Genomic DNA, 15293 nt, shown 5'->3' with positions numbered 1-15293 from the left:
AGCCATTGCAGGCGGGCGAGGCTTTTTGCAAAAAAAGCGTTGAGCCGCCCGCCAGGCACGCCAAAGCCGCCGCTTATCCTCCCGCGCATGCCTTACCGCTCCGACGTCCGACTTTCCTTCGTCTCATCGGCCCGCGCGACACCTTCGCGCCCAGGCGCCGGGCGCTTCGGCGCGCTCTCCCTGCTGCTGGCAGCAACGCTGGCGGCAGGCTGCGCCTCCAAGCCCGTGCCGCCCATGCCTTTGGAGCCGCTGGAGGACGTGGGCCGCAAGATTGCCGAACGGCCTTGCGAGAACCCCGACCGCATAGACACCCGGCCACAGCCCAATTTGCACGACCCCAAGGTGACCGACGAGGTCATAGAGACTCACTGCCCCGGCTGGGTCGTGACCGTCTACGTCGCCAACGGCACCCAGCCGCCCAAGCTGCTGCCGGCCAGCGTGCAGCTCACGGTGAAGCACCCGCGCCTGCCTCAAGACCTGCAAGTCGGCAGCAGCGCCGCCCAAGTGCTCGCGCGCCTGGGTCCGCCCACCGTGCGCGACCCCGCCGCGCTGGCCTACCGCCTGGGATGGGACAGGCCGGACGGCGACGTGCTGCGCTTCATCCTGCGCCAGGGGCAGGTAGCGGCCATCGAGTGGGCCTGGTACGTCGATTGATGGGGAGCACACGCATGAACGGCACGCATTCCCCCGCTTCCCGAATCCGGCGCCGCCGCCTGCTGGCCACCGCGCTGGCCTTGCCGGCCGCGGGCCTTGCGCGCGCGCAGGCGGCCTGGCCCACGAAGCCGATCACGCTGATCGTCCCCTTCGCCCCCGGCGGCATTGCCGACATCACGGCGCGCACGGTGGCGCAGGCGATGTCCAAGTCGCTGGGCCAGACCCTGGTGATAGACAACCGCCCAAGCGCCGGCAGCATCGTGGGCACGCAGGCCGTGGCCAAGGCCGCGCCGGACGGCTACACGGTGCTCCTGATGAGCAACTCCAACGCCGTCAGCGAGGGACTGTTCAGGAAGCTGCCCTTCAACGTCACGCGCGACCTCGCGCCCGTGGGCACGCTGGGCTTCTTCGACCTGGCCGCCTTCGTGGACGCAGGCTCGCGCTTCAAGCGCTTGGCCGAGGTCATCGCCTACGCCAAGGCCAACCCCGGCAAGCTCACGATAGGCACCATCTCCATAGGCTCCACGCAGCACCTGGCGGCCGAGTTGTTCAAGACCAGCGCGGGCATGGACGCGGTCATCGTGCCCTACAAGTCGTCGGCGGCCGTGCTCAGCGCGCTGCGCGGCGGCGAGATCGACGTGGGCTTCGAGATCCTGGGCCCCTTCCTGTCGCAGGTGAGCGGCGGCACGCTGCGCGCCCTGGCCGTCACGTCCGACCAGCGCTTTCCGACGCTGGCCGACGTGCCCACGGTGCAGGAGGCGGGCGTGCGCGGCTACAGCGTCGCGTCCTGGAACGCGCTGGCCGTGCCGGCCGCCACGCCGGCGGCCGTCGTCGCGCGGCTCAACCAGGCCGCCAACGAGGCCCTGTCCACGCCCGCGGTGCAGCAGCAGTTGCAAAAGCTGGGCGTGCGCGCCCAAGGCGGCACGCCGCAGGCGCTGCAATCGCTGCTGGCCTCGGAGATCAAGCGCTGGGCGCAGGTGATGGCCGACGCCAAGATCGAGCGGCAGTGAACCCCCGCGCGGGCTGGGTCGAGAAGGCGTCTAGAGTCGCGCCCTTCTTCGTGTTGAAAGGCCGGCGGCGCCGGCCGTGCCGTTGATCTATGGGACTGTTGGAAGCGGGCCGCGCCTGGGCCCGGCGCATCAAGCGCGACGCGATGACGCTGTGGTTCGCCCGCCGCCACCCGCTCACGCCCTGGTACGCCAAGGCGCTGGGCATGTTCGTGGTGGCCTATGCGCTCAGCCCCATAGACCTGATCCCGGACTTCATCCCGGTGCTGGGCTACTTGGACGACGTGATCCTGCTGCCCGCGCTGATCTGGCTCACCGTGCGGCTGCTGCCGCCGCAGGTGCTGGCCGAGTGCCGCGCGCAGGCCGAGCAGTGGCTGCGCGAGTCGCGGGGCAAGCCGCGCAGCCGCGCGGGGGCGGTGGCCATCGTCGCGCTGTGGCTGGCCCTGGGCCTGCTCCTTGCCTGGTGGCTGCACCGTGAAGGAGTCACATGGCTGAATGGGTGATCGGCTTCATAGAGCAGCACGGCTACCTCGGCATTGCCGCGCTGATGCTGGCCGAGAACCTGTTCCCGCCCCTGCCTTCCGAACTGATCATGCCGTTTGCCGGCTTCCTGGCCGCCGGCGGCAAGCTGAGCACGGCGGGCGTCGTGGCCGCGGGCGCGCTGGGCGCGCTCCTGGGCGCCTGGCCCTGGTACCTGGCCGGGCGCTGGCTCGGTTGCACGCGGCTCAAGCGCCTGGCCGAGCGCCATGGCCGCTGGCTGACCGTCACGCCGGACGACATCGACCGCGCCGAGCGCTGGTTTGCCCGCCGCGGCCCGGTGGTGCTGGTGCTTGGGCGGCTGGTGCCCGCGGTGCGCACGGTGGTGTCGCTGCCGGCCGGGCTGGCGGCCTTGCCGCCGCTGCGCTTTGCGCTGTGGACGCTGCTGGGCTCCGCGCTGTGGTGCAGCCTGCTGGCGGCGGCGGGCTTCCTGCTGGAGCAGCAGTACGAGCGCATCGCGGCCTGGATGAACCCGATCACCACCGGCATCCTGATCTTGCTCGTGGCGGGCTACGCCGTCCGCGTGGTCCGGCACGCCCGGCATTGAGGCATTGAGGCATTGAGGCGTTGCCATGGGTACCGCGCGCACTGGCGCGCTTGAGCGGCGCGTCCGTGCCTTCCCGCTCGCGGCCGGTTCTCGCCACTTTTTCACGTCGCAGGCAGGTGCCGCACTTCACAGGCGTGCCTTGTCAGCCGACTTAAAGCTGAAGACCCCACGCCCACGCCGCCCAAGCGGCGGCGCCCACCGCCCCATGCCCCCGGACATCGCACCCACCATTGCCTACCGCCCAACGCCCTGGCTGGCGCGGCGCGGCCATGGCGCCGCCGGCCTGGGCTGCCTGGCGCTCCTGGCGGTGCTGGCCTTGTTCGAATGGCTGGTGCGCATGCGCCTGGAGGCCGGCGGCGCGCTCACGCTGCTGCTGCTGGCCGTGGCGGCTGGCGGCTGCCTGCTGCGCGCCATGGAAGCGCAGCGGCGGCTGTCCGACGATTTGCAGGGCGCGCTGGCGCAACTGCACGACCTGGCGCGCGCCGTGGACGCCCACCTGGCCGTGGACGTGGCCGACGCGAAGGGACGGCTGCTGCGGGTGAACGAGCGCTTCAGCCGGCTGGCGCAGTACGGCAGCGAGGAACTGGCGGGCCGTGACTTGGGCCAACTGGAGGCGGACCAGCAGCCGGGAGCCTTGGGTGCGGCCCTGGCCGCCCTGCCCCCGCAAAGCCTGTGGCAGGGCGAGGTGCGCTGCAGGGCCCGCGACGGCAGCCGGCGCTGGCTGGAAACCACGCTGGTGCCGCTGCGCGGCGGGCCGGGCGATGCGGCGCGCTGGCTGGCGCTGCGCACCGACCTCACCGCGCAGCGCCTGGTGGAGGAGCAGTGCCGCCAGGCCCAGGCGCACGCGGTCGGACTGAGCCGGCAACTGGTGCAGGTGGCGGCCGTGGACCTGCTCACCGGCCTGGCCGATCGCCACCACTTGCAATGCAACCTCGCTTCCGAGATGGGCCGCTCGCAGCGCAGCGGCCTGCCGCTGGCGCTGCTGATGATCGAGGTGGACGACTTCCAGGACTACCGCGACCGCTACGGCCCCGCGCAGGCCGACGCCTGCCTGCAGCGCCTGGCCATGGCCGCACGCAACGTGCAGCGCCGCCCGGGCGATCTCGTGGCGCGCTGGAACGCGCAGGGATTCGCGATGCTGCTGCCCGACACCGACGCGGCGGGCGGAATGGCCATGGCGGAGTTGTTGAGGGTGAGCGTGGAAGCACTGCGGCTGCCGCACGAAGGCAGCCCGTTGGGCCACGTGAGCGTGAGCGTAGGCGTGTATGCCGTCTGCCCCGCGCTGGATGCCGCCGCCGACGAGCTGCTCCAGGCCGCCAGCGAGGCCTTGCAGTACGCCAGGCAGTTCAGGCGCAACCGCACGCGGCTGCACCGGGACACGTTCGCGACCAACGCTTAGGCACTGCCCACGTAAACACCACGGCCGGACGCCACATCTCCCCGCCGCCGCCCATGCAACGCCCACCCAAAGTCCCTGACGAGGACGCGCGACTGAAGGCGCTGCACGCGATGCGGCTGCTGGACACGCCGGCCGAGAAGCGCTTTGACTGGCTGGTGGAATACGCCGCGCGCGAGCTGCGCATGCCCATGTCGCTGATTTCGCTGGTGGACGGGCACCGCCAGTGGTTCAAGGCCCGCGTTGGGCTGGACGTGAGCGAGACGGCGTGCGACGTCGCCTTCTGCGCGCACGCGATCGCCAGCGACGAGATCTTCATCGTCGAGGACGCAACCAGAGACCCGCGCTTTGCCGACAACCCGCTGGTCACCGGCGAGCCGCGCATCCGGTTTTACGCGGGCGCGCCGCTGAAGTCGCCGGACGGGCACCGCATAGGCACGATCTGCGTGCTGGACACGCAACCGCGCCGGCTGGAGCCGCAGGAGCTGGCCATCCTGGACGCGCTGCGCGCCGTGTTCAACGCCGACGTGCGCATGAAGCGCGGGCGGCTGGGCAGCGGCCAGGAGCAGGGGCGGGCGGCTGATCGCCGCCGCGCCGCGGCGCACGCGGGATGCGCGCGGGATCAGGAGGCCGGCGTTTCGTCGGCCGGTGCCGACGGTACGGCCGGCACGTCGGCGGCGGCTTGAGCGGCCACGGGAGCGGCCTTCTTGCGCGCGGCCTTGCGGGCGGCGGGCTTCTTGGCCGGCGCGGGCGCGGGTGCGGCCACGGGGGCCGGCGCGGGCGCAGCCGCTTCCACCACGGGGGCGGCCTTGGCAGCAGCCTTCTTGGCGGCACCCTTCTTGGCGGCAGCCTTCTTGGCCGGGGCTTTTTCGGCAGGGGCCGGCGCGGGGGCGGCGGCCTTCACGGCAGCCTTCTTGGCGACGGCCTTCTGAGCCACGGGAGCGGCAGCGCCGCGCGGGGCACGGCCTTCTTCCATGCCGAAACGGCGGGCGAGCTTGGCGTCCTGCGTGGCGAGGTGGGCCACCTTGTTGCCCACGGGCTGCTCCAGCTTCACGCCGCCGGCCTCATCCATCTTGGCCAGCGTCTGCGCCAGCTTGCCCACGGCGCGGGCGAGCTGCTTGAAGGTCGTGGCGCCGTCGGCCAGCTTGGCCAGCTCCACCTTCAGGCGGAAGGTCGTGGCGGCCACGGGCTGCACGGCCTTGGCGGCGGCTTGCTTGGCCACCGGCGCGGCCTTGCGCGGCACGGGCGCGGGCTGCTTCAGCAGGCTCTTGCCGGCGGGCTTGGCAGCGGCCTTGGCCGTGGTCTTGGGAGCGGCGGCCTTCTTACCGGCCACGATCTTCTTGGTAGGCATCCTGTGTTCTTTCTCAACGATACGGTCACTGGGACCAACGGCCGATTATTGCCCGCCGCGTCAGCGGGCCCGCAAAACGTCCAGCTCCGACACCGTTGAACCCTGGTTGCCCCAGGACTGGCGCACGTAAGTCGCCACGGCCGCGATGTCCCGCTCGGACAGCAGTTGCTTGAACGGCGGCATGCCGTAGGGCCTCGGGTTGCCCTGCGTGGCCGGCGGAAAACCCCCGTGCAGCAGGGCTTTCACGAGGTTGTTGGGCGAGGCCATGGTGGCCGCGCGGTTGCCTGCCAGCGCCGGGTAGGCGCCCGGTGCGCCCTGGCCCGCGTCGCCATGGCAGGCGGCGCAATGGTCGCCATAGAGCTTGCCGCCCAGCTTCAACGTCTGCGCGCCCGCACGCTCCGCGGGCGCCTCAGCGTCCGATGCGGCGGGCAGCGATTGCAAATAGACCGCCATGGCGCGCAGGTCCGCGTCGCCCAGGTGCTGGGTGCTGCCGTAGACGACCTCCGCCATCGGCCCCATGGCGGCGCCCCGCAAGGTGAACCCCGTGCCCAGCAGTTGGGCGATCTCGTCCACGCTCCACGGCGCCGCGCCGGCCTCGCCATGGCCAGGGGCCAGCGGGGGCGCGTACCAGTTCTGCATGGGAATGAGGCCGCCGCCCAGGGCCTGCGCGCTTTCGGTGGCCCCCATCCAGTTGCGCGGCGCGTGGCAGGCCACGCAATGGCCCAGGCCCTGCACGAGGTAGCTGCCGCGGTTCCACTGCGCCGTTTTCGCCGGGTCCGGCTCGAGGCGCGCGGGCCGGAAGTACAGCGCCCGCCACACGGCCAGCGAGGCCTGCAGCTTGTAGGGAAAGCGCAGCGCGTGCGCGTCGTTGCGGCGCGCCACGGGGGCGAGGGTTTGCAGGTAGGCGAAGAGCGCGTCCGAGTCCTCGCGCGTGACCAGCGTGTAGTTGGGGTAGGGGAAGGCCGGGTACAGCAGCCGCCCGTCGCGCGAGCGGCCGTTGTGCAGGGCGCGCCAGAACTCGCCGGCCGTCCAGGCGCCCAGGCCCGTGTCGCGGTCCGGCGTGAGGTTGGGCGCCACCACGGTGCCGAAGGGCGTTTCCAGCGGCCGGCCGCCCGCGTAGGGCTCGCCGCCACGCGCGGTGTGGCAGCCCATGCAGTTGCCCGCGCGCGCCAGGTAGGCGCCTCGGACGATGGCTTCGGGGTCGGCCGGCGCGCTCTCGCCGGCCGTGGCGTTCAGCGGCGCCTCGCCGCGCACGTTGAGCCAGGCGACCAGCGCGGCCAGCAGCGCCAACGCCACCACGGCCACGGCGGCGCCGCGCAACAACTTCGACAGACGCGCGCTCATTGCAGGCCACTCCCGCAGTCGATGGGCAGCGGCAGGTGCACGGGCTGCTGCGCCGGTTTCGCGTCCACGGGCGCGGGCTGCGCGGACAGCCAGGCCGCCACGGCGCTGACGTCCTGCGCCGTGAGGCGGCGCGCGATGGTGGACATGCAGTCGGGCTCGGCGGCGCGGCGCTGGCCAGTCTGCCAGGCGCCGAGCTGGCCCGTGACGTAGTCGCGCGACAGGCCAATGAGCCCCGGCACCGCGGGCACCACGCCCGTCATGCGCTCGCCGTGGCAGGCCGTGCAGGCCGGGATGCCCCGGCGCGCGTCGCCCTCGCGCACCAGCGCCGCGCCCAGCGCCAGTTGCTGCGGCGGCGCGGTGGGGACCGGGGGCGCGGCGTAGGGCAGGTTCTGGCCGGCGAAGTAGCCGGCGATCTCGCGCAGGTAGTCGTCCGGCAGGTGCTCCACGAGGTAGGCCATGGTGGCGTTGTGGCGCCTGCCGTCGCGAAAATTCACGAGCTGGTTGAACAGGTAACCAGCCGGCTTGCCGGCGATGCGGGGGAAGTAGCCCTCGCTGGTCGCCCTGCCCTCCTTGCCATGGCACACCGTGCAGGCTTGCAGGCGCTGGGCCATGGTGTCGGGCACAGGCGCCGCCTGGGCGGCCTGCGCCGAAGCGGCCAGCGCCATCAGGCTGGCCCAAAGTGGAAACTTCATGGCTGGTGCTCCGGCAAGGGGACTTGGTGGTTCACGCCGTGGATCAAGCCGCCAGTTGCGCGCAGGCGAGCTGGCCCAGGGTACGCAGCGCGTCGTCGAAACGCTCGTCGCCGCCCTGGCCGTAGTTCAGGCGCACGCAGTTGGCAAAGCGCCGGTCGGCCGAGAAGAGGTGGCCGGGCGCGAGGCTGATGTTTTGCGACAGGGCCAGGCGGTGCAGCGTGAGCGCGTCCACGCCCTGCGGCAGTTGCACCCACAGGAAGTAGCCGCCCTCGGGGCGCGTCACGCGCGTGCCCGCCGGGAAGTGCTTGGCGATGCCGCGCAGCGCGCGGGCCTGGCTGTCGGCCAGCGCCTGGCGCAACTGGCGCAGGTGGCGGTCGTAGCCGCCTTGCTGCAGGTAGTCGCACAGCGCCTCCTGCGGCGCCACGGCGTTGCCCAGCGTCGTCATCAGCTTCAGCCGCTGCACCCGCTCGGCGAAGCGGCCGGCGGCGGTCCAGCCGACACGGTAGCCGGGGGCGAGATTCTTCGAGAAGGAGCTGCAGTGCATCACCAGCCCCTGGCGGTCGAAGCTCTTGCACGGCAGCGGGCGCCGCAGGCCGAAGTACAGCTCGGCGTAGACGTCGTCCTCGATCAGCGGCACCTCGTGGCGGGCGAGCAGCTCGACCAGGGCGCGCTTGTTCTCCTCCGGCATCAGGCTGCCCAGCGGGTTCTGGAAATTGGGCATGAACCAGCAGGCTTTCACCGGGTGCTGGGACAGCACCTGCGCCAACGACGCCAGCTCCACGCCGTGGCGCGGGTGGGTGGCCACCTCCACCGCGCGCAACTGCAGCCGCTCCAGGGCCTGCAGCGCGGCGTAGAACGTGGGCGACTCCACGGCCACCACGTCGCCGGGCCGGGTAACGGCCTGCAAGCAGAGGTTGAGCGCCTCCATGGCGCCGTTGGTGATGACGATCTCGCGCGTGTCCAGGCCCAGGCCGGCGGACACGTAGCGCAGGCCGAGCTGGCGGCGCAACCGCTCGCTGCCGCTGGTGAGCTCCTCCACGATGCGCTGCGGCTCCAGCCGCCGCATGGCGGGCGAGAGGCAGCGCGCGAGCTTGTCCAGCGGAAACAGGCGCGGCGAGGGGAAGGCCGAGCCCAGCGGCACCACGTCGGCCTGGCGCGTGGAGCCCAGCACCTCGAAGACCAGCTCGCTGATGGCCACGGGCGTCGATTCCCCGGCCGGCGGCGCCGTGGCGGGCTCCACCCCGCCGGCCGCGCGCAGGGCGTTGACGTAGTAGCCCGACCGGGGGCGGGCCTGGATGAGGCCCCGGGCCTCCAGGAGGTAATAGGCCTCGAACACCGTCGAGGGGCTGATGTGGCGGCTGCCGCTGGCCTGGCGCACGGAAGGCAGGCGGTCGCCCGCACGCAGCACCTGCGTGCGTATGAGCTCGGCGATCTCGTCCGCGTATTGCTCGTAGCGCTTCATGAGCCGCGCCGCTGATGTGGTGCTTGATGCATGGCTGAAGACTGTACTGATCCGGTCCCCGCTGCAGGACAAAGGCCTGCGCCAGGGCATCTGATACGGTCTTTTGGCTGGACTTCTGAGTCTTACCGGATCAGTTGTGCGCCGGCACAGTCTGTGGCCAACGAAGCCCACACGCCGCACCAGGCCCGCACGCATGCACGACACCCAGGACGCCGCCCCGGCGCTGCCGCTTTCCTGCCGCCAGTGGCTGCAGGAGCACGCCCCCAGCCTGGACCGCAGCACCCGCCACGCCGGTGCGCTGCTGCCGCTGTTCGCCCGCCATGGCCTGCTGTGCGAGGACGCCACGGACGCGCAGGCGCTGGATGCCGTGGCCGAGGTGTCTGCCCACTCCCTGGCCGCGGGCGGCGTGCTGGCGGCGCAGATGAGCTTCATGGCGCTGCTGCGGCACGCTCCCAACGTGGCGCTGAGCGAGCACCTCATGCCCGCGCTGCTGGACGGCAGCCTGGCCGGCTCGCCGGCACTGACGCCGGCGTTCGCGCACCTGGCCCACGGCACGGCATTGCAAGTGCGGGCCACCGAGACGCCGCGCGGCTGGAAGCTCAACGGCGCCGTGCCCTGGGCCGTGAACCTGCAGCACGACGGCCACGCGGTGGCGCTGCCCGTGGCCTTCGAAGGCATGAAGGATTTCTGCGTCGTGGTGCTGGGCAGCGAGGAAAGCGGCCTGACGCGCACGGTGGACCCATCCACCGTCGCCCTGCGCGGGCTGCGCGCGGCGGCGCTGCGCCTGGAGCAGGTGCACTTCCGCGAGGACGAGCTGCTGCACGTCGAGGGCTCGCAGGCCGTGCGCCAGGCGCTGCCCCTGTGCCTGGGCCTGCAATGCGCCATGGCGCTGGGCGTGGCGCGCGGGGCGCTGGCCGCCCGCGAGGACAGCCCGGCCGGTGCCGACGCCGACGCCGACGCGCCGCGCCTGCACGCGCAACTGGCCGAACAGCACGCCGCCCTGGCCGACGGTTTCCAAGACCACCGCTTTGCCGGCGCCACGCCGGCGCTGCTGAAACATCGCGCCCGCCTGCTGGCGCTGGCGCGAACCGCCACGCGGGCCGAGCGAGGCGAAAACGCCTTCCTGGCCGAGGGCGACGGCGCCGCGGCGCGCCGGGTGCGCGAGATCACCTTCCTGTCGCTGTTGCGGCCGGCCTCCGCCGCTTCCGCGTCCTCCTCTTCACTTTCCACTTCTGCGAGCCAGCCATGAGCTCAGCGCAACGCGTCATCCCCATCCAGCCCACGCCCGGCGGCGCCAACAAGCCGCCGCCCATGTTCCAGCCGCGCCAGACGGTCTACGCCCGCGCCGTGAGCGGCCGCTTCGCCTCCTGGCGCTGGGTGCTGGTGTGGATCACGCAACTGGTGTTCTACGGCTTGCCCTGGCTCGCCTGGAACGGCCGGCAGGCGGTGCTGTTCGACCTGGAGACGCGGCGCTTCTACCTGCCGGGGCTGGTGCTGTATCCGCAGGACTTCATTTACCTGAGCGCGCTGCTGGTGCTGTCGGCCCTGGCCCTGTTCTTCTTCACCGCCGTGGCCGGGCGGCTGTGGTGCGGCTTTGCCTGCCCGCAGACGGTCTACACCGAGATGTTCATGTGGCTGGAGCGGCGCATCGAGGGCGACCGCCTGGCGCGCATGCGGCTGGACAAGGCGCCGTGGTCGGCCGGGAAGCTGGCCCGCAAGGGCGCCAAGCAGGCGGCGTGGATCGCGCTGAGCCTGTGGACGGGGTTCACCTTCGTCGGCTACTTCACGCCCATACGCGAGCTTGGGCAGGCGGCGCTGACGCTGAGACTTGGGCCGTGGGAGGCGTTCTGGTGCGGCTTCTACGCGCTGGCGACCTACGGCAACGCCGGTTTCCTGCGCGAGCAGGTGTGCAAGACCATGTGCCCCTACGCGCGCTTCCAGGGCTCGCTGATGGACCAGGACTCGCTGGTGGTGGCCTATGACAGCCGCCGGGGCGAGTCGCGCGGCTCGCGTTCGCGCAGCGCCGACCCCAAGGCGCTGGGCCTGGGCGACTGCGTGGACTGCACGCTGTGCGTGCAGGTCTGCCCGACCGGCATAGACATCCGCGACGGCCTGCAGATGGAGTGCATAGGCTGCGCCGCCTGCGTGGATGCGTGCGACCAGGTGATGGACAAGATGGGCTACGCCCGCGGCCTGGTGCGCTTTGCCACGTTGCGCGGCATGGAGCAGGGCTCACCCAAGCCGCAGATGTGGCGCCGGCTGTGGCGTCCGCGGGTGCTGATGTACGGCAGCCTGCTGCTGGCGGTGGCCACGGCCTTCGTGGCGGGGCTGGCGCTGCGCGCCCCGGTGCGCGTGGACGTGCTGCGCGACCGCGGCGTGATGGCGCGGCAGGTGGAGGACGGCGCGGTCGAGAACGTCTACCGCGTGCTGGTGATGAACGCCACCGAGGTGCCGCAGCGCTACCGCGTGAGCGTCTCCGGCCTGCCGGGGCTGGCCGTGGCGGGCGACGCGGAGCTCACGTTGCCCCCGGCCGGCGAGCGTGCGGTGCCCCTGCGCGTGCGGCTGCCGGCCGACGCGGCGCAAGCGCAAGGCGAGCGGGTGCTGCCCATACAGATCGAAGTGGCGCCGCTGGCCGAGGGCGGCCCCGCGCGCGGCGTGCGCGAGCCCAGCACCTTCGTCCTGCCGCGCTGAAGGCGCATGGCGGGCAGCCGGGATACTTCAGGCCATGAAGTTGTCGTTTGAAGAGGTCCGCGCCCAGGGTTGGCGCGGATTGAAACTGCTGGCCGCCGGCGCGCTCCTGGGCGGCCTGCAGTGGGCGGGAGATGCGCTGGTGGCGTGGAGCGGCTGGCCCTTGTCCGGCTCCGTGGTGGGGATGCTGCTGTTGCTGGCGCTGCTGGCCCTGCGCGGCGGCGTGCCGCGCAGCGTGGACGCGGTCACCGCCCCGCTGCTGCGCCACCTGATGCTGCTGCTGATTCCTTCCGTGGCGGCGGTGAGCCTCTATGCCGCGCTGCTGTGGCAGCACGCCGTGGCTTTCGCAGTCGTGGCCGTGGTGGCGACCACGCTGACCCTGGCCGTCACCGCCTGGGTGCTGCAGCGGCTGCTGGCAAAGCGGCGGGCGGCCGAGACATGAGCGGCGCTGCCTTGTTGTGGCCGCTGCTGACGCTGGCGGCCTACGCGGCGGCGCTGTGGCTGTACCGGCGCAGCCATCACCACCTGCTGTGCCTGCCGGTGCTCACGGGCACGGCCATGGTGGTGGGCCTGCTGGCGCTCACCGGCACGGGCTACCCGGCCTATGCGCAGGCGACCAAGGCGCTGCGCTGGCTCAGCGGCCCGGCCGTGATCGCGCTGGCCGTGCCGCTGTACCGGCAGATGGCGCAACTGCGCCGGCAGGCGGTGCCGCTGCTGCTGTCGCTCGTGGCCGGCTGTGCGGCGGCGGTGCTCTCCACCCTGGCGCTGGCCCGGCTGCTGGGCGCGCCGCGCGAGGTGGCGCTGTCACTGGCGCCCAAGTCGGCCACCATGCCCATTGCCATGGCCGCAGCCGAGCGCGCGGGCGGCATTGCGGCGCTGGCGGCCATGGCGGTGGTCGCCACCGGCGTGCTGGGAACGCTGCTGGCCGGGCCGGTGTTCAAGCGGCTGCGGGTGGAGGACGGTGATGTCCAAGCCTTCACCCTGGGCCTGGCCGCGCACGCCATAGGCGTCGCGCGCACGCTGCAGGCGCGGCCGGAGGCGGCGGCGTTCGCGGCGCTGGCCATGAGTGCCAATGGGGTGCTGACGGCTTGCCTGGTGGCGGTGGTGGCGGGGTGGGTTTAGACCTCACGCCATGAGCCATTTACGAATGAAGCTGCTGAAGCAGCGTTTTGAGGCAGTACTGCTCACGACAGACCATGTCAAACCATAGCTCAGTCATCCCCGCAATGATGGATTTGATCCCCATCTTCTTCTTTGCTTTCAAGATTCTCGTGTTCGGCGCGGGAATGTTCTTCGCCATCAAGTGGCATTACGACAAGGAGAAGAAAGAGAAGGAAAAAAGAAGAAATAACGGAAGCGGCCATTGAGCATTCAGCGCCCCGCCGCCCGCCCGCCTCAGCCGTCCACCGGGTTCAGCGGCGTGTCCAGCAGCAGTTGGTAGAAGGCCAGGTCCAGCCAGCGGCCGAACTTGAAGCCCACCTGGGGCAGCGTGCCCACGTGCTTGAAACCCAGGCGCTCGTGCAGCGCGATGCTGCCGGCGTTGGCGGCGTCTATGCCGCCCACCATGGCGTGCACGCCGTGCTCGCGGGCGGCGGCGATCAGCGCCTGCATCACCTTCAGGCCCAGGCCCTGGCCGCGGTGGTCCTTGTGCACGTACACCGAGTGCTCCACCGAGTACTTGTAGGCCGGCCAGGCGCGGAAGGTGCCGAAGCTGCCGAAGGCCAGGAGCGTGCCGGCCTCGTCCTCGATGCCTATGACCGGGAAGTTGCCCTTGTCCTTGGCGGCGAACCAGGTCTCCATGCTGGCCAGCGGGCGCGGCTGGTAGTCGTACAGCGCCGTGGAGGTCGCGATGGCTTCGTTGAAGATGTCCAGGATGGCTTGCGCGTGCCGGGCGTGCGTGCATTGGACGATGGCGTGCTGTGTCATGCGGACCTGCCGGAGATGTCGGTGTTGCTGGCCAAGGCCAGCACGTAGCGCGCTGGCTGGGGGTGGGGGTTGTGGAAGGTGATGCGCTCGCCCAGCTCCAGGGCCAGGCAGTCGCCGGTGGCGAGGTGCCAGGTCTGATCGTCGAGGCTGACGTCCATGGCGCCCTCCATCACCCAGAGCTGCTGGTGGATGCTGACCCGGCGCACCGGGTTGTCGAACACCACCGTCTCCCCGCCGGGGAAGCACACTTCCACCAGCTCCAGCGGCGACGCGATGCCGGCCGGCGAGAGGTGTCGGCGCGTGTAGGCGGACGCGGGGTCGGTCCACAGCGGTTGATCCGCGCGGCGCGACACCGGCGAGGGCTGCGCGCGCTGCGCCTCGCCGGCAAACAGCGTGGGCAGCGGGACGCCCAAGGCATCGGCCAGCTTGTTGAGCACGGCGGCGGTTGGGCTGGTTTCCCGGCGCTCGATCAAGGAAATCATGGAGCGGCTGACGCCGCTGAGCTCGGCCAGTTGCTCCAGCGTCAGGCCGCGCGCCTTGCGAAGGTCCCGGATGCGGGTGGCGAGAAGGGCATCAACGTCCATTAAATCCAGTTTACTGGAAACTCAATCCATCAAACAGGAATTGCTCGGAACGCTGGGATTCAGCGCTCTGCTGCCGCTGCCGTGGCCAGTGCGGTGGACAGCTCGCCGCGTGCGATCGTGAGCTGTCCGAAGCGGCGCCGGTAGTCGGCCGGCGTCATGCCGGTCTGGCGCTTGAAGAGGGCGCGGAAGAACGCGACGTCCTCGTAGCCCACTTGGGCCGCGATGGCCTGGACCGAGGAGGTGCTGCCTTCCAGCAGCTCGCGCGCGGCGGCCACGCGCAGGTCCTGCACGTAGGCGTTGGGCAGGTTGCCGGTGGCGTCCTTGAAGCGGCGGATCAGGTTGCGCGGGCTCATGCCCACGTGGGCGGCGAGCACTTCGGCCGACACGGGCTCGCGGAAGTGGCGCTGCAGGAACTCCTCGGCGCGGCGAATGCGCTCGTCCGCGTGCGGGCGCAACAGCGGCACGGTGCCGTAGCTGTCCTGGCAGGTGCGGGGCATGCCGACCAGCAGGGCGCGCGCCGACTGCAGCGCGACGTCGCGGCCGCAAAACTTCTCCACGAGGTACAGGCTCAGGTCTATGGCGGCATACACGCCGCCGCCGCAGTAGAGGTTGCTGTCCTCGGTGACGAACTTGTCGGCCTGCCAGTGCACGGCCGGGAAGCGCTGCTGCAGCAGCCCGGCCAGCGCCCAATGGGTGGTGGCGCGGCGGCCGTCGAGCAGCCCGGACGCCGCCACGTAGGCCACGCCGGCGCAGACGCCCGCGATGTGCGTGCCGGCGGCATGCGCATCGCGCAGCCACTGCAGCAGCCGCTCGTCGTAGTCGGATTGCTCTATGGGCTCCACGCCCGGCGAGCCGACCAGGATCACGTCGGTGGGGCCGACGTCGGCGAGGGCGCATTGCGGCGTCATGGAGACGCCGTAGGCGCAGGCGGCCGGGCGGCCGTCTATGGAGGCGGTGCGCACGCGAAACCGCGGCTGCGGCACCTGGCCCTGCAAGTCCTGCCACAGCAGCCCGGCCGAGTGGAACACCTCGACGGGGCCGAGCGAGGTGGAAATCCAGCCGCCGTCGAGCAGCACGACCGTGACGTCTATGAGCGGCTTCACGG

18 protein-coding genes are annotated in these 15293 nt (G+C 71.5%); 11 read left to right on the top strand and 7 right to left on the bottom strand.

The features are described from left to right. Positions 1-87 precede the first annotated feature (87 nt). From ALA01S_RS21135 to ALA01S_RS21110, 6 genes are all read left to right on the top strand, one after another. Complete coding sequence (locus ALA01S_RS21135; protein ID WP_066340677.1) at positions 88-654, top strand: hypothetical protein; 567 nt, start codon at positions 88-90, stop codon at positions 652-654. Between the two features lie 14 nt (positions 655-668). Further along, positions 669-1664: a tripartite tricarboxylate transporter substrate binding protein gene (locus tag ALA01S_RS21130; protein ID WP_066340675.1), complete on the top strand. Its 996-nt coding sequence runs from the start codon at positions 669-671 to the stop codon at positions 1662-1664. 89 nt (positions 1665-1753) lie between these two features. Continuing rightward, positions 1754-2164: a YkvA family protein gene (locus tag ALA01S_RS21125; RefSeq protein ID WP_066340673.1), complete on the top strand. Its 411-nt coding sequence runs from the start codon at positions 1754-1756 to the stop codon at positions 2162-2164. Continuing rightward, positions 2149-2745, top strand: coding sequence for a DedA family protein (locus ALA01S_RS21120; RefSeq protein WP_066340671.1), 597 nt, complete (start codon positions 2149-2151; stop codon positions 2743-2745). The genes ALA01S_RS21125 and ALA01S_RS21120 overlap by 16 nt, the downstream gene beginning before the upstream one ends. A 205-nt stretch (positions 2746-2950) precedes the next feature. Next, positions 2951-4144 carry a GGDEF domain-containing protein gene (locus ALA01S_RS21115; RefSeq protein ID WP_066340669.1) on the top strand — a complete coding sequence of 398 codons (1194 nt, stop codon included), beginning with the start codon at positions 2951-2953 and terminating at the stop codon, positions 4142-4144. A 53-nt stretch (positions 4145-4197) separates the two neighbouring features. Next, entirely contained in the window at positions 4198-4827 is a 630-nt protein-coding gene (locus ALA01S_RS21110; RefSeq protein WP_084267784.1) for a GAF domain-containing protein, read from the top strand. Here the strand turns inward: ALA01S_RS21110 and ALA01S_RS21105 are convergent. The 4 genes from ALA01S_RS21105 to ALA01S_RS21090 are packed head-to-tail and all read right to left on the bottom strand — an operon-like array spanning position 4764 to position 8990. Then, positions 4764-5492, bottom strand: a complete 729-nt coding sequence (locus ALA01S_RS21105; RefSeq protein WP_066340666.1) for a hypothetical protein — start codon at positions 5490-5492, stop codon at positions 4764-4766. The genes ALA01S_RS21110 and ALA01S_RS21105 overlap by 64 nt on opposite strands. A 60-nt stretch (positions 5493-5552) precedes the next feature. Next, positions 5553-6836, bottom strand: a complete 1284-nt coding sequence (locus tag ALA01S_RS21100) for a cytochrome c (RefSeq protein WP_066340662.1) — start codon at positions 6834-6836, stop codon at positions 5553-5555. Further along, on the bottom strand, positions 6833-7528 hold the full coding sequence (locus ALA01S_RS21095; RefSeq protein ID WP_066340660.1) for a c-type cytochrome: 696 nt from the start codon (positions 7526-7528) through the stop codon (positions 6833-6835). Before ALA01S_RS21095 ends, ALA01S_RS21100 begins: the two co-directional genes overlap by 4 nt. Positions 7529-7571: 43 nt before the next feature. Further along, on the bottom strand, positions 7572-8990 hold the full coding sequence (locus tag ALA01S_RS21090; RefSeq protein WP_066340658.1) for an aminotransferase-like domain-containing protein: 1419 nt from the start codon (positions 8988-8990) through the stop codon (positions 7572-7574). Positions 8991-9183: 193 nt separating this feature from the next. On the opposite strand from ALA01S_RS21090, the gene ALA01S_RS21085 reads away from it, so the two are divergent. The 5 genes from ALA01S_RS21085 to ALA01S_RS33280 all read left to right on the top strand — a co-directional run bounded on the left by ALA01S_RS21085 (position 9184) and on the right by ALA01S_RS33280 (position 13045). Next, positions 9184-10239, top strand: coding sequence for an acyl-CoA dehydrogenase family protein (locus tag ALA01S_RS21085; protein ID WP_066340657.1), 1056 nt, complete (start codon positions 9184-9186; stop codon positions 10237-10239). Continuing rightward, positions 10236-11681, top strand: a complete 1446-nt coding sequence (gene ccoG, locus ALA01S_RS21080; protein ID WP_066340655.1) for a cytochrome c oxidase accessory protein CcoG — start codon at positions 10236-10238, stop codon at positions 11679-11681. Before ALA01S_RS21085 ends, ccoG begins: the two co-directional genes overlap by 4 nt. A gap of 34 nt (positions 11682-11715) precedes the next feature. After that, positions 11716-12120: a CidA/LrgA family protein gene (locus ALA01S_RS21075; RefSeq protein ID WP_084267782.1), complete on the top strand. Its 405-nt coding sequence runs from the start codon at positions 11716-11718 to the stop codon at positions 12118-12120. After that, a complete protein-coding gene (locus tag ALA01S_RS21070; RefSeq protein WP_066340646.1) occupies positions 12117-12800 on the top strand; it encodes an LrgB family protein in 684 nt (227 codons plus the stop codon). Before ALA01S_RS21075 ends, ALA01S_RS21070 begins: the two co-directional genes overlap by 4 nt. Before the next feature lie 74 nt (positions 12801-12874). Then, positions 12875-13045, top strand: coding sequence for a hypothetical protein (locus tag ALA01S_RS33280; RefSeq protein WP_157119157.1), 171 nt, complete (start codon positions 12875-12877; stop codon positions 13043-13045). A gap of 28 nt (positions 13046-13073) precedes the next feature. On the opposite strand, the gene ALA01S_RS21065 is transcribed toward ALA01S_RS33280, so the two are convergent. From ALA01S_RS21065 to ALA01S_RS21055, 3 genes are read right to left on the bottom strand one after another with little or no spacing between them, the layout of a single operon-like run. Then, positions 13074-13604 (bottom strand): GNAT family N-acetyltransferase, encoded by a 531-nt coding sequence (locus tag ALA01S_RS21065; RefSeq protein WP_066340643.1) that lies wholly within the window; start codon positions 13602-13604, stop codon positions 13074-13076. Next, positions 13601-14188, bottom strand: coding sequence for a helix-turn-helix domain-containing protein (locus tag ALA01S_RS21060; protein ID WP_066340639.1), 588 nt, complete (start codon positions 14186-14188; stop codon positions 13601-13603). The genes ALA01S_RS21065 and ALA01S_RS21060 overlap by 4 nt, the downstream gene beginning before the upstream one ends. Positions 14189-14247: 59 nt before the next feature. Continuing rightward, complete coding sequence (locus tag ALA01S_RS21055) at positions 14248-15291, bottom strand: GlxA family transcriptional regulator (RefSeq protein ID WP_066340637.1); 1044 nt, start codon at positions 15289-15291, stop codon at positions 14248-14250. Between the last annotated feature and the right edge of the window lie 2 nt (positions 15292-15293).

Source organism: Azohydromonas lata NBRC 102462, assembly GCF_001571085.1.
GTDB lineage: Bacteria > Pseudomonadota > Gammaproteobacteria > Burkholderiales > Burkholderiaceae_C > Azohydromonas > Azohydromonas lata.
The sequence above is the reverse complement of the archived record's forward strand: the minus strand, read 5'-3'. Positions and strand labels throughout refer to the sequence as shown.

Bases quoted from the DNA above. Each gene is read 5' to 3' on its own strand.
- ALA01S_RS33280 (WP_157119157.1), top strand. From the start codon at position 12,875: ATGTCAAACCATAGCTCAGTCATCCCCGCAATGATGGATTTGATCCCC.
- ALA01S_RS21060 (WP_066340639.1), bottom strand. From the start codon at position 14,188: ATGGACGTTGATGCCCTTCTCGCCACCCGCATCCGGGACCTTCGCAAG.
- ALA01S_RS21070 (WP_066340646.1), top strand. From the start codon at position 12,117: ATGAGCGGCGCTGCCTTGTTGTGGCCGCTGCTGACGCTGGCGGCCTAC.
- ALA01S_RS21130 (WP_066340675.1), top strand. From the start codon at position 669: ATGAACGGCACGCATTCCCCCGCTTCCCGAATCCGGCGCCGCCGCCTG.
- ALA01S_RS21120 (WP_066340671.1), top strand. From the start codon at position 2,149: ATGGCTGAATGGGTGATCGGCTTCATAGAGCAGCACGGCTACCTCGGC.
- ALA01S_RS21090 (WP_066340658.1), bottom strand. From the start codon at position 8,990: ATGAAGCGCTACGAGCAATACGCGGACGAGATCGCCGAGCTCATACGC.
- ccoG (WP_066340655.1), top strand. From the start codon at position 10,236: ATGAGCTCAGCGCAACGCGTCATCCCCATCCAGCCCACGCCCGGCGGC.
- ALA01S_RS21085 (WP_066340657.1), top strand. From the start codon at position 9,184: ATGCACGACACCCAGGACGCCGCCCCGGCGCTGCCGCTTTCCTGCCGC.
- ALA01S_RS21075 (WP_084267782.1), top strand. From the start codon at position 11,716: ATGAAGTTGTCGTTTGAAGAGGTCCGCGCCCAGGGTTGGCGCGGATTG.
- ALA01S_RS21065 (WP_066340643.1), bottom strand. From the start codon at position 13,604: ATGACACAGCACGCCATCGTCCAATGCACGCACGCCCGGCACGCGCAA.
- ALA01S_RS21100 (WP_066340662.1), bottom strand. From the start codon at position 6,836: ATGAGCGCGCGTCTGTCGAAGTTGTTGCGCGGCGCCGCCGTGGCCGTG.
- ALA01S_RS21110 (WP_084267784.1), top strand. From the start codon at position 4,198: ATGCAACGCCCACCCAAAGTCCCTGACGAGGACGCGCGACTGAAGGCG.
- ALA01S_RS21135 (WP_066340677.1), top strand. From the start codon at position 88: ATGCCTTACCGCTCCGACGTCCGACTTTCCTTCGTCTCATCGGCCCGC.
- ALA01S_RS21115 (WP_066340669.1), top strand. From the start codon at position 2,951: ATGCCCCCGGACATCGCACCCACCATTGCCTACCGCCCAACGCCCTGG.
- ALA01S_RS21105 (WP_066340666.1), bottom strand. From the start codon at position 5,492: ATGCCTACCAAGAAGATCGTGGCCGGTAAGAAGGCCGCCGCTCCCAAG.
- ALA01S_RS21125 (WP_066340673.1), top strand. From the start codon at position 1,754: ATGGGACTGTTGGAAGCGGGCCGCGCCTGGGCCCGGCGCATCAAGCGC.
- ALA01S_RS21095 (WP_066340660.1), bottom strand. From the start codon at position 7,528: ATGAAGTTTCCACTTTGGGCCAGCCTGATGGCGCTGGCCGCTTCGGCG.